The following is an 11,892-nucleotide window of genomic DNA, read 5'->3' on the forward strand; positions in this document are numbered from 1 at the left end:
CAGGCCTGCCAGCTATAGAGTGAGTGAAAATGGCCAAGAAGATTACGGGCTATATCAAGCTCCAGGTGCCCGCCGGAGCCGCCAACCCCTCGCCGCCGATCGGCCCTGCCCTGGGTCAGCGCGGCGTGAACATCATGGAATTCTGCAAGGCGTTCAACGCCTCGACGGAAAAGATGGACAAGGGCACCCCGCTGCCGACCATCATCACCGTCTATGCGGACCGTTCGTTCACCTTCGTGACGAAGCAGCCGCCGGCCACCTATCTGATCAAGAAGGCCGTCAACCTGAAGTCGGGTTCGAAGGAGCCGGGCAAGGTCGTCGCTGGCAAGATCACCCGCGCCCAGCTCGCCGAAATCGCCCAGGCGAAGATGGCTGACCTGAACGCGAACGACATCGACGCTGCAACGAAGATCATCGAAGGTTCCGCTCGCGCGATGGGCCTCGAAGTGGTGGAGGGCTAAGACCATGGCAAAGCTGACCAAGAAGGCGAAGGCCCTGGCGACCGCGATCGACCGCGAAAAGCTGCACGGCGTTGACGAAGCGCTGGGCCTGATCAAGACCCACGCCACCGCCAAGTTCGACGAAAGCGTCGAAATCGCGATCAACCTGGGCGTTGACCCGCGTCACGCCGACCAGATGGTCCGTGGCGTCGTCACCCTGCCCGCCGGCACCGGCAAGGACGTTCGCGTCGCCGTGTTCGCCCGCAACGACAAGGCTCAGCAGGCGCTCGACGCCGGTGCCGACATCGTGGGCGCCGAAGACCTGCTCGAATCGATCCAGGCCGGCAACATCGACTTCCAGCGCGTCATCGCCACCCCCGACATGATGGGTCTGGTGGGTCGCCTGGGTAAGGTTCTGGGCCCCAAGGGCCTGATGCCGAACCCGAAGCTGGGCACCGTCACGCCGAACGTCGCCGAAGCCGTGAAGGCCGCCAAGGGTGGTCAGATCGAATTCCGCGTCGAAAAGGCCGGCATCATCCACGCTGGCCTCGGCAAGTCGAGCTTCTCGGCTGAAGACCTGCGCAAGAATTTCGACGCGTTCGTCGACGCGATCGTCAAGGCGAAGCCCTCGGGCTCGAAGGGCAAGTATGTCCGCAAGATCGCCCTGTCGTCGTCGATGGGTCCGGGCGTGAAGGTCGACGTGGCCGAAGTCGCCTCGATCTGATCCCGTTGGGATAAGAATTAAAGGGGCCGCCTTCCCTCCTTGCGGGGGAAGGCGGCCTTCTTATTTTATAGGACCAGCCGCTCACTCAAGAAGCGGCCCGAGGGCCACAAGGCCGGGCAAAGGGGCATTCGCCGCCTGCGCCATAGGGGGACACCCCTCCACCGTCGGCGATGTCGACGGTCCCCCTCCCCCGACAAGGGGAGGATTTTGGAACCAGGGACGCGACCTACCCCTGGGCTCTCAACGGCGGGAGCATGGCAGGTCTTCACGCATCCGTCGGGAATGGCGGGTCGCTTTACCGATGGAAAACGAAAAAATGTCTTTTGAACATCTCCCCTCCATGCTCGCCCAGGCGCTGACCACCAAGGGTTATGAAAGCCTGACCCCGGTCCAGTCCGAAGTGACGCAGGACGAAGCGCAGGGCCGCGACCTGCTGGTGTCGGCACAGACCGGCTCGGGCAAGACCGTCGCCTTCGGCCTGGCCATGGCCGCCGAACTGCTGACCGGCGGCGACAAGCTGCCCGTCGCCGGCCTGCCGCTGGCGCTGGTGATCGCGCCGACGCGCGAACTGGCGCTGCAGGTCAGCCGCGAGCTGGAATGGCTCTATGGCGCCGCCCGCGCCCGCATCGCCACCTGCGTCGGCGGCATGGACGCCGCCAAGGAACGCCGCGCGCTCAGCCATGGCGCCCATATCGTCGTCGGCACCCCCGGCCGCCTGCGCGACCATCTGGAACGCGGCGCGCTGGACCTGTCGGGAATGCGCACCGTCGTCCTCGACGAAGCGGACGAAATGCTCGACATGGGCTTCCGCGAGGATCTGGAAGGCATTCTTGACAGCGCGCCGGAAGATCGCCGCACCCTGCTCTTCTCGGCCACCATGCCCAAGCCGATCGTCGCGATGGCCAAGCGCTATCAGTCGGACGCGCTGCGCATCTCGACCGTGGGCGAAGAACGCGGCCATGGCGACATCAGCTACCAGGCCGTCACCGTCGCCCCGTCGGACATCGAGAATGCAGTGGTCAACCTGCTGCGCTATCATGAAGCCGAAACCGCGATCCTGTTCTGCGCCACCCGCGACAATGTCCGTCACCTGCATAGCAGCCTGACCGAGCGCGGCTTCGCCGCCGTGGCGCTGTCGGGCGAGCATAGCCAGAATGAGCGCAACCACGCGCTTCAGGCGCTGCGCGACAAGCGCGCCCGCGTCTGCGTCGCCACCGACGTTGCCGCGCGCGGCATCGATCTGCCCAGCCTGACGCTGGTGGTCCATGTCGAACTGCCGCGCGACGCCGAAACGATGCAGCACCGTTCGGGCCGCACCGGTCGCGCCGGCAAGAAGGGCACTGCCGTCCTGATCGTCCCCTATCCGCGTCGCCGCCGTGTCGAATCGATGCTGCGCGGCGCCAAGATTCCGGTCGAATGGGGCACCCCGCCCAGCAAGGAAGCGATCCTGGAACAGGACAATGCCCGCCTGCGCTCGACCCTGATGGAAAAGGCCGAGCTGGACGAGGCCGATTGGGCGCTGGGCGCCGAGCTGCTGGCGGAAAAGTCGGCCAAGGAAATCGCCGCGATGCTGGTGAAGAGCGCCCGCGCCTCGCTGCCCGCGCCCGAGGAACTGCTGGACCGCAGCGAAGCGCCGCCGCGCCAGGAAGGTCCGCGTCCGGGCTTCGAGGATACCCAGTGGTTCCGCATGGACATCGGCCGTCGCCAGAATGCCGATCCGCGCTGGATCCTGCCGCTGATCTGCCGCCGCGGCCATGTGTCGCGCGGCGACATCGGCGCGATCCGTATCACCACCAACGAAACCATGTTCGAAATCCCGCGCGCGATCGCCAGCCGCTTCATGTCGGCCGTCAAGCGCTCGGGCGAGGCCAATGACGAGGGCGCCGACGTGGCGTTCGAGATGATCGACGGCGCCCCGCGCGAGCAGGCCCGCGACAATCGCCGCCAGGGCAATCGCTCGAACGACCGTGGCCCGCGCCCGGCCGGTTACGCCCCCCGCCCCTTCAAGGGCGGACCCAAGCGTCCGGGCGGCCCGCGCAAGCCGCGCGGCTAAGCGCTTCGGCATAGCCTCCTGAACAAAAAGGGCGGTGAACGATCGACCATCGTTCACCGCCCTTTTTCTTTGTCCCTCAGCCGACGCCGCAAAGCTGCAGCATGCGCCCGGCCAGTTCGCGTTCGCCCATGACGACATGGCGCACGCCCAGCGCTTCGAGATGCGCGACCTCGGCATCGCTATGGGCGCGGGCGATCACCTGCAAATTGGGGTTGAGATGGCGGGCATGCTCGTTGATCGCGCCGCCCTCGAACCCTTCGGGCACGGCGATCAGCAGATAGCGCGCCTCGCATATGCCTGCGGCCAGCAAGTGCCGGTCCTCCAGCGCATTGCCGCGCACCACCGACAGGCCGGCCTCTTCCGCTTCCTCGACCCGTTCGGGATCGCCCTCGATCACCACGAACTGGACATGGCGCTCGGCCAGGCGCTTGGCGATCAGCTTGCCGACGCGGCCATAGCCGACCAGGATGACATGGCCGAGGCGCGGCTGATCGGTCGCGGTGTCGGCCTGCGTCTCATCCTCCTCCTTCTTGTGATCGCGCACGATCAGCGAGAAGAGGATCGGGTTGATGAAGATCGACACGATCGCACCGGCAAGGATCAGATCGCGCGCCTCAGCCGGCAACACGCCCAGCCCCGCTCCCAGCGACGCCAGGATGAAGGAAAATTCGCCGATTTGCGCCAGGCTGGCGGCGATCGTCAGCGCCGTGACATTGGGATGGCCAAAGGCACGGACGATGCCCCAGGCGGCGATCGACTTGCCGACGACGATGATGAGGACCGTGGCCAGCAGCGGCAGCGGCTGTTCCACCACCACCGCCGGATTGAACAACATGCCGACCGACACGAAGAACAGCACCGCAAAGGCGTCGCGCAGCGGCAGCGTCTCCTCGGTCGCGCGACGGCTGAGCGGGGTTTCGCCCAGGATCATGCCGGCAAAGAAGGCGCCCAGCGCAAAGGACACGTCGAACACGATCGCGGCACCGAAAGCGACACCCAGCGCAATCGCCAGCACGGCGAGGCGGAACAGCTCGCGCGACCCGCTATGCACCACCCAGTGCAGCGCCCAGGGGATGAGGCGACGGCCCACCACCAGCATCAGCACGACGAAGCCGACGACCTTGAGCAGCGTGCCGACCAGCGGCGCGATCAGGGCGCTCGCCCCGCCGCCCGCATCGGCGTTGTTCATCACCCCCGCCAGCGCCGGCAGCAGGACGAGGGCAAGGACCATCACCAGATCCTCGACGATCAGCCAGCCGACCGCGATCCGCCCGCGCCGGGTTTCGACCAGGTCCGCCCCCTGCAACGCACGCAGCAGTACGACCGTGCTGGCGACGGACAAAGCGAGGCCAAAGACCAGCCCGCCCATCAGCGGCCAGCCCATCAGATAGCCAAGGCCCATGCCGAGCAGGGTCGCGACCGCGATCTGCACGATCGCACCGGGCACGGCGATCGCCTTGACCGACAACAAATCCTTGAGTGAAAAATGCAGGCCGACGCCGAACATCAGCAATATGACGCCGATTTCGGCCAGTTCATTGGCGAGGCCACTGTCGGCGACGAAACCGGGGGTGAAGGGGCCGACCATGATGCCGGCGACCAGATAGCCGACCAGCGGCGATAATTTCAGGCGATGGGCGATGGCACCCATGATGAAGGCCACGACGAGGCCGGCAACGATCGTCCCGATAAGGGGCGTGTGGTGGGGCATGAAATTCCTTCCCTGTCCGCCGGCAGCAGGCCTTCATCCTGCCGCCGGCGCGGAACATTGTCTATTATTCGACGATGCCGAGCATCGCGATCGAGAGCAGGGCGCCGGCGGCGCCGAGCCCTGCCATGACGACAGGCATGAACCAGCCGGGCGGATTGCGCCGGCCACCGCGCATCTTTCTTTTGCGGGGCATGATCTCAATTCCTTCTGTCTGACGGACGCCCGCCATGGCGGGCGGGAAAAATGTCAGAGGAAGGCGGGCGGGGCGCGGGCGCGGCGACTCCGCGCGCGAAGATGGCTGTAGCGGCCTGCCGGCAGCGGCAGGGGCGCGTCAGGCGCCAGACGGCGCCAGGAGAGCATGAGGGCGAGCGCCGCCGCCAGCAGCCAGGGCAAGGCCACCCCATCCCCATCAGGGCGGGGCGCGCGGGCGAGATGCGGCGCGGGCAGCGAGCGCGCCTTGAGCACAACGCCGGTCGTGGCGGAACTGAAGGCGGAGCCATTGAGCTTGCTGGAAGGCGGACCGTCCGGCGCGATCGCGCACAGAAGCGCGACCAGGATCGCAGCCCACAGCGATGCGATGAAGGGCAGCCTGCCCTTGCCGGTCGCATCCTGGGGATGTAATCTGCTCATCGGCGCTTATATTCCCTTCCATCACCGATGTAGGAAGACTAAGAGCCAAAAACCAGCCCACAAGCTGGGCCCATGGCGGTTGACAGAATCGAGTCATTCCACTACCGGGCCACATTCCCGCGCGGGTCGAACAGGCTTTTTGTCCTCGACGATCTGCGTAAAGCAGATTTGAACGAGAAGAGACCAAGCCATGTTCGCTATCGTGCGCACGGGCGGCAAGCAGTATCGCGTCGCCGCCGGAGATAAGATCGTCGTTGAAAAGCTCGCTGGCGAAGCCGGCGACAAGGTTACGCTGGACGACGTCCTGCTGGCCGGCGAAGGCGGCGACCTGAAGGACGCAGCCAAGCTGACCGTCGCAGCCGAAATCATTGCGCAGGCGAAGGGCGAAAAGGTCATCGTCTTCAAGAAGCGTCGTCGTCACAACTATCGCCGCAAGAACGGCCACCGCCAGAATCACACGATCCTCAAGATCGTGTCGATCGCCTGAGCGCAGCTTAGATAAGGAGTTTAGGTCATGGCACATAAGAAAGCTGGCGGTTCGTCGCGTAACGGTCGCGATTCTGAGTCGAAGCGCCTTGGCGTGAAGAAGTTCGGCGGTCAGGAAGTGATCGGCGGCAACATCATCATTCGCCAGCGCGGCACCCGCGTATATCCCGGCCGTAACGTCGGCATGGGCAAGGATCACACCCTCTTCGCCCTGGGCGAAGGTCGCGTCGTGTTCCACGACGGCAAGCTCGGCCGCAAATATGTATCGGTCGACGCGGTAGCCGCGGCAGCCGAATAACGGACGATCGATGACGGGTCGTCCTTCGTAAAAGGGACGTCCCGCCTGATCGGTTGCGCACATAAGTGCGTCGATCGGGATCGAGGGAAAAAAGGGCGCCCCTTCACAGGGAGCGCCCTTTTTTCCGTTCTGACGAACATCACCGGGCACTCCTCCCGATTTCCCTCAAACCTCTGGAACTACTGACCTTCTCGCGCGTCGTGCGGGCGGGGCTCAGCCAGAGAAGACCGTCGTCAAGCCGTCATGATTGGCAGCTATTGCGCGCACGAAGAGGAGAGACGTGAATGTTCGCCCGTACCCCCCGCCTGCTGCTGCGGCCAGGCTGGATGGAAGATGCCCCCGCCCTGGCTCAGGCCATCGGTAATGACGCGGTCCTGCGCAATCTGAGCCGCGCCCCCGCCCCCTATGGCCTGGCCGATGCCGAAGCCTTCCTGGCACTACCGCAGGATTCGCGCATGCCGCGCCTGCTGGCCTTCACCCGCACCCAGGGCGCGCCGCGCCTGGTGGGCGGCTGCGGCATCCATGAGACCGAGGATGGCACGCCGGAACTGGGCTACTGGATCGCCCGCCCCTATTGGGGTCTGGGCTTCGCCACGGAGGCGGCCCGCGCCGTCATGAGCATCGCCCGCGCGCATAATCTGCCGGCAGTCCGCGCCGTCCATTTCGCCGACAATCGCGCATCGGGCCATGTCCTGCGCAAGATCGGTTTCCGCGCCAACGGCGCGGTCGAGCGGCGCTACAGCCCCGCCCGCGGGGCCGAGGCCGACTGCCTGGTCTTCGACGAGGGCGAGGCCGCCCGCATGAGCGTGGACTTTGCCCTGGACCTATATGGCGACGCGCTGCCGGCGCTTGCCGCTTGACTGAGGTGCGCGGGCGCCGATCAAGGCGCCCGCCTCTCACGCCTGACGGGGCCGATCGAAGACACGGGTCGGCGCGCCATGGAAATCGACTTCGGCCAGGGCGGCAAAGCCCAGTTTCTCCGCCACCTTGATCGACCCGCCATTGTCGGGCGCGATGATGCAGCGGATCGAAGGCGCATCCAGATGCGCATCGGTCCAGGCAAAGATCGCCGCCATCGCCTCGGTCGCGATGCCGCGCCCCCAGGCGGCCGGCCCCAGCACCCAGCCCGCTTCTGGCACGCCGTCCAGTTCGGCCAGCCCCCGCGCCGCGCTCAGCAGCCCCGCCTCGCCCAGCAATTCGCCATTGGCGCGATCCTCGATCGCCCACATGCCATAGCCGAGCAGCGCCCACATGCCGGCATAGCGCAGGATGCGGAACCAGACCGCCTGCGCATCGAGCGCCGCGCCACCGATGAAGCGCACCACGTCGGGATCGGCCCATAGCGCCTGGCAGGCGGGATAATCTTCCACCCGGTGCGGGCGCAGGATCAGGCGGTCGGTGGTGAGGATCGGCGCAGCGGTCATCGCCAATCTATGGGCGGCCGCGCAGGGGCCGGTCAAGCGACCCCGCACATGACTATGGCCTTCCCCCGGCCCCTGTGTCATGGGCAAGGCACGTTGCCCGAACCGATCCCCCTCAAGCGCTCGCGCCTCAGCCCCGACGAAAGTCGCCTGATTGCGCTGGAAGCCGCCCGCGACCTGCTGCTGGAAGCGGGGCCGCAGGCCGTGACGCTGAAGGCGGTGGGTAATCGCATCGGCCGCACCCATGCCAATCTGCTCCATCATTTCGGATCGGCCGCCGGCCTGCAGAAGGCGCTCGCGGGCTATCTGGCCGACGCCATCACCGCCACTATCGGCGACGCGGTGAGCGCCGCCCGGCGCGGCGAGGTCGAACCCCGGCGGATCGTCGACATGACCTTCGACGCCTTCGACGCGGGCGGCGCCGGCGCGCTGGCCAGCTGGATGCTGGCGTCCGGCAATGAGGATGCGCTCGACCCGGTGGTGGACGCGATTCACCGGCTGGTCGACAAGCTGGCGGCGACGGCGCTGCGCCCGCAACTGGCCGAGGTGATCCGCGACAATACGCTGATGCTGGTCCTGCTGGCGCTCGGCGATTCGCAGATGGGCGGCCCGATGGCCGCTGCGCTGGGCCTCAATCGCGAGAAAGCGCGCGAACTGGCGGCCCGCAGCCTGGTCTCCGCCCTGACCGAAGAAGCCCGGTTGACGGCGACGGCGAAAGTGTCGCAAGCTAAGGTTTAATTTTGCCCAAGAAGACGCTATGGGCGCGCCATGCATTTTCTCGATCAAGCAAAAATCTATATCAAGTCCGGCTGGGGCGGTCCCGGCGCGGTCAGCTTTCGGCGTGAAAAATATGTCGAATATGGCGGCCCGGACGGCGGCAATGGCGGCAAGGGCGGCGACATCATCTTCGAGGCCGTGGCCGGCCTCAACACGCTGATCGACTTCCGCTACACCCAGCATTTCAAGGCGCAGCGCGGCATGCCGGGCATGGGCAAGAACCGCTATGGTGCCGGCGGCAACGACCTGGTCGTCAAGGTGCCGGTCGGCACCCAGATCCTGTCCGATCCCCAGCCGATCGAGGGGACCGAGGACGAAGACGGCTATCCCGAATATGAGGAACAGGAAATCCTGGCCGACTTCACCGAGGTGGGGCAGCGTGTGAGCTTCCTGCGCGGCGGCGACGGCGGCCGCGGCAACCTGTCCTACAAGACCAGCACCAACCGGGCGCCGCGCCAGCATGGCACCGGCTGGCCGGGCCAGGAAATGTGGGTCTGGCTGCGCCTCAAGCTGCTGGCCGATGTCGGCCTAGTCGGCATGCCGAACGCCGGCAAGTCGACCCTGATCAACCAGGTGACGAACACCAAGGCGAAGGTCGGCGCCTATGCCTTCACCACCACCAAGCCGCAGCTTGGCGTGGTGCTGCACCGTGATCGCGAATTCGTGCTGGCCGATATTCCCGGTCTGATCGCGGGCGCGGCCGAGGGCGCGGGCATTGGCGACCGGTTCCTGGGCCATATCGAACGCTGCCGCGTGCTGCTGCACCTGATCGACGCGACCGGCGACGACCCGGTCGAAGCCTTCCGCATCGTCACCGACGAACTCGCAGCCTATGGCGGCGGGCTGGACGAAAAGCCGCAGATCGTGGTGCTCAACAAGGGCGACCTGCTGGGCCAGGAACTGATGGAAGACATTGCCGAACAGCTGCGCGAGCAGGCCGGCGTGGAAGATGTCTTCATCATCTCCGGCGCGACCGGCGAAGGCGTCACCCCGTTGCTCGACGCCGTGCTGGAAATGCTCGACGAGGATCGTGAAGAGGACGACGCCGACGACAGCGACGGCGAAGCCACCTGGTCGCCGATCTAAGGCATCAATAAACTTATCTCCGTTCGGTTCGAGCTTGTCGAGAACTGCGCGCGAGGTTCTCGACAAAGCCTGTCCTGAGCGACGCCGCAGGCGTCGTCGAAGGGCTCGAACCGAACGGATGTTGTTGTAAAAGTGGCCACGAACGCCCTGTCCGGCTTTCCCCCTGCCCTGGTCCGCCGCCTGGTCATCAAGATCGGGTCGGCGCTGCTGGTCGATCCGGCCGGGGAAGTGCGCGTCGACTGGCTGCGCACGCTGGTGGCCGATGTCGCCGCGCGCAAGGCGGCCGGGCAACAGGTCATCATCGTGTCGTCAGGCGCAATCGCGCTGGGCGCGCGCCGGCTGAAGCTGCCCAAGGGCGGGCGCGGCAGCCTGGAGGATGCGCAGGCGGCGGCCGCCACCGGCCAGATCGCCCTGTCGCAATGCTGGGCCAGCCTGCTGCATGAAAAGGGCATCACCGCCGCGCAGATGCTGGTGACGCTCGACGATCTGGAGCATCGCCGCCGCTACCTCAACGCCTCGGCCACGCTGGAGCGGCTGATGGCGCTCGACGTCGTGCCGGTGGTGAACGAGAATGACAGCGTCGCCACGGCGGAGATCCGCTTCGGCGATAATGATCGCCTTGCGGCGCGCATCGGACAGGCGGCACGGGCCGACGCGGTTGTGCTGCTGTCGGACGTGGACGGGCTTTACACCGCCAACCCGCACGCCGATGCGGATGCCATGCTGATCGAGAGGATAGAGCGCATCGACGCGCGCATTGCCGCCATGGCCGACACCGGTTCCGCCTCGGGCATGGGATCGGGCGGCATGGTGTCGAAGATCCAGGCGGCCCAGATCGCCACCGGCGCCGGCGCCCATCTCGCCATCATCTCCGGCAAGGTCGACGCCCCGCTCAGCCATTGGGCCAATGCCGGCCGCGGCTCCATCTTCCTGGCCGCCGAAAGCCAGGGCGCGCGCAAGGGCTGGCTCTCGGGCCGCCTCACCGTGCTCGGCCGGATCATCGTCGATGCCGGCGCCGAAGCGGCGCTGGGCAAGGGCAACAGCCTGCTGCCGGCCGGCGTCGCGCGGGTCGAGGGTGTGTTCGCCCGCGGCGACGTGGTCGACATTCTCAATCAGGACGGCCGGGTGATCGCCCGTGGCCTCATCGAATATGACAGCGAGGCCGCCGCGAAGATCGCCGGCCGCCGCAGCGAAGACATTCCCGCCCTGCTCGGCGAAATGTCCCGCACCGTGCTGGTCCATCGCGACCATATGGCGATGGTCTGACCTATTATGTCCCTTAGAATTGCCATGACCGGCGCGACGGGTTTCGTCGGCGCCGAAACGCTTGATCAGGCGCTTGCCGCCGGTCTCCAGGTCAACGCCCTCACCCGCCGGGCGCAGCCGCCACGCGCCCATCTCAAATGGGTGCCCGGCTCGCTCGACGATACCGCCGCGCTCGACACCTTGGTGCGCGACGCCGACGCCGTGATCCATATCGCCGGCGTCGTGAACGCGCCCGACCGCGAGGGGTTCGAGGCGGGCAATGCGCGCGGCACGATGGCGGTGGTCGACGCCATGCGCAAACGCGGCGTGCGCCGGCTCGTCCATGTCTCCTCGCTCGCCGCACGTGAGCCGGGCATGTCGGACTATGGCTGGTCGAAGGAACTGGCCGAACGCCATGTGAAGGCCAGCGGCCTTGACTGGACGATCGTGCGCCCGCCCGCCATCTATGGCCCCAATGACCAGGAAATGCTGGAACTGTTCCGCATGGCCAAGCGCGGCATCATGCTGCTGCCGCCCGGCGGCCGGCTTTCGGTGATCCATGTAGCCGATCTTTCCCGCCTGCTGCTGACGCTCGCCTGCGAAAAGGAGCAGAGCCAGACCCGCACCTATGAGGCGGACGATGCGACGCCCGGCGGCTGGGACCATCAGGAATTCGGCCAGGCGATCGGCCGAGCCGTGGGCCGCACTGTCCGCACCTTCGCGACGCCGCAATGGCTGCTGGCGACCGCCGCCCGACTCGACCGGCTGGTGCGCGGCCGCAATGCCAAGCTGACCCCCGACCGGGTCGATTATTTCTGCCACCCCGACTGGGTCGTCGCCAAGCGCAAGCAACCGCCCAAGCGGCTGTGGACGCCGCAGATCCCGACCGAGGAAGGGCTCAAGGCCACGGTCGAGGCCTATCGCGCCAAGGGCTGGCTGTAGCCCGCCCAAGGACACAAGTCCGCGCGGGTCACGACCGAAGTTCACAGTGTAAACGGCCTTTTCGGGGCATTTGCACCTG

Annotated in this window: 14 protein-coding genes; 10 read left to right on the forward strand and 4 right to left on the reverse strand. The window is 66.6% G+C overall.

Features of this window, described 5'->3' with window-relative positions; translation table 11 throughout:
* The first annotated feature begins 29 nt into the window (after positions 1-29).
* The 3 genes from rplK to ACUCV3_RS04770 all read left to right on the forward strand — a co-directional run bounded on the left by rplK (position 30) and on the right by ACUCV3_RS04770 (position 3,217).
* Complete coding sequence (rplK, locus tag ACUCV3_RS04760) at positions 30-461, forward strand: 50S ribosomal protein L11 (RefSeq protein ID WP_004207895.1); 432 nt, start codon at positions 30-32, stop codon at positions 459-461.
* A gap of 4 nt (positions 462-465) precedes the next feature.
* On the forward strand, positions 466-1,164 hold the full coding sequence (gene rplA, locus ACUCV3_RS04765; protein WP_004207896.1) for a 50S ribosomal protein L1: 699 nt from the start codon (positions 466-468) through the stop codon (positions 1,162-1,164).
* 316 nt (positions 1,165-1,480) lie between these two features.
* Positions 1,481-3,217: a DEAD/DEAH box helicase gene (locus ACUCV3_RS04770; protein WP_004207897.1), complete on the forward strand. Its 1,737-nt coding sequence runs from the start codon at positions 1,481-1,483 to the stop codon at positions 3,215-3,217.
* Positions 3,218-3,293: 76 nt separating this feature from the next.
* Here the strand turns inward: ACUCV3_RS04770 and ybaL are convergent, their stop codons facing one another.
* The 3 genes from ybaL to ACUCV3_RS04785 form a co-directional block, all read right to left on the reverse strand.
* Complete coding sequence (ybaL, locus tag ACUCV3_RS04775) at positions 3,294-4,928, reverse strand: YbaL family putative K(+) efflux transporter (RefSeq protein WP_037517124.1); 1,635 nt, start codon at positions 4,926-4,928, stop codon at positions 3,294-3,296.
* A gap of 64 nt (positions 4,929-4,992) precedes the next feature.
* Entirely contained in the window at positions 4,993-5,121 is a 129-nt protein-coding gene (locus tag ACUCV3_RS04780; protein ID WP_257211493.1) for a hypothetical protein, read from the reverse strand.
* A 53-nt stretch (positions 5,122-5,174) separates the two neighbouring features.
* Positions 5,175-5,558: a hypothetical protein gene (locus tag ACUCV3_RS04785; RefSeq protein WP_097384165.1), complete on the reverse strand. Its 384-nt coding sequence runs from the start codon at positions 5,556-5,558 to the stop codon at positions 5,175-5,177.
* Between the two features lie 190 nt (positions 5,559-5,748).
* Here ACUCV3_RS04785 and rplU point away from each other — a divergent pair, with 190 nt between their 5' ends.
* The 3 genes from rplU (at position 5,749) to ACUCV3_RS04800 (ending at position 7,202) form a co-directional block, all read left to right on the forward strand.
* On the forward strand, positions 5,749-6,045 hold the full coding sequence (gene rplU, locus ACUCV3_RS04790) for a 50S ribosomal protein L21 (RefSeq protein WP_004207901.1): 297 nt from the start codon (positions 5,749-5,751) through the stop codon (positions 6,043-6,045).
* A gap of 27 nt (positions 6,046-6,072) precedes the next feature.
* On the forward strand, positions 6,073-6,342 hold the full coding sequence (rpmA, locus tag ACUCV3_RS04795) for a 50S ribosomal protein L27 (protein WP_004207902.1): 270 nt from the start codon (positions 6,073-6,075) through the stop codon (positions 6,340-6,342).
* Between the two features lie 284 nt (positions 6,343-6,626).
* The gene (locus tag ACUCV3_RS04800) at positions 6,627-7,202 is read left to right on the forward strand and encodes a GNAT family N-acetyltransferase (protein ID WP_279729224.1); all 576 of its coding nucleotides are present in this window, start codon (positions 6,627-6,629) and stop codon (positions 7,200-7,202) included.
* 36 nt (positions 7,203-7,238) lie between these two features.
* Here ACUCV3_RS04800 and ACUCV3_RS04805 read toward each other — a convergent pair whose 3' ends face one another.
* Positions 7,239-7,766 carry a GNAT family N-acetyltransferase gene (locus tag ACUCV3_RS04805; protein WP_279729225.1) on the reverse strand — a complete coding sequence of 176 codons (528 nt, stop codon included), beginning with the start codon at positions 7,764-7,766 and terminating at the stop codon, positions 7,239-7,241.
* Positions 7,767-7,820: 54 nt separating this feature from the next.
* On the opposite strand from ACUCV3_RS04805, the gene ACUCV3_RS04810 reads away from it, so the two are divergent.
* The 4 genes from ACUCV3_RS04810 to ACUCV3_RS04825 all read left to right on the forward strand — a co-directional run bounded on the left by ACUCV3_RS04810 (position 7,821) and on the right by ACUCV3_RS04825 (position 11,813).
* Entirely contained in the window at positions 7,821-8,501 is a 681-nt protein-coding gene (locus ACUCV3_RS04810; RefSeq protein ID WP_279729249.1) for a TetR/AcrR family transcriptional regulator, read from the forward strand.
* 30 nt (positions 8,502-8,531) lie between these two features.
* Positions 8,532-9,626: a GTPase ObgE gene (obgE, locus tag ACUCV3_RS04815; protein WP_017499840.1), complete on the forward strand. Its 1,095-nt coding sequence runs from the start codon at positions 8,532-8,534 to the stop codon at positions 9,624-9,626.
* Between the two features lie 132 nt (positions 9,627-9,758).
* Complete coding sequence (gene proB / locus ACUCV3_RS04820; protein WP_279729227.1) at positions 9,759-10,892, forward strand: glutamate 5-kinase; 1,134 nt, start codon at positions 9,759-9,761, stop codon at positions 10,890-10,892.
* 24 nt (positions 10,893-10,916) lie between these two features.
* Entirely contained in the window at positions 10,917-11,813 is an 897-nt protein-coding gene (locus tag ACUCV3_RS04825; RefSeq protein WP_010336317.1) for an NAD-dependent epimerase/dehydratase family protein, read from the forward strand.
* Positions 11,814-11,892: the final 79 nt, after the last annotated feature.

It is taken from the genome of Sphingobium sp. VMM (assembly GCF_056790315.1).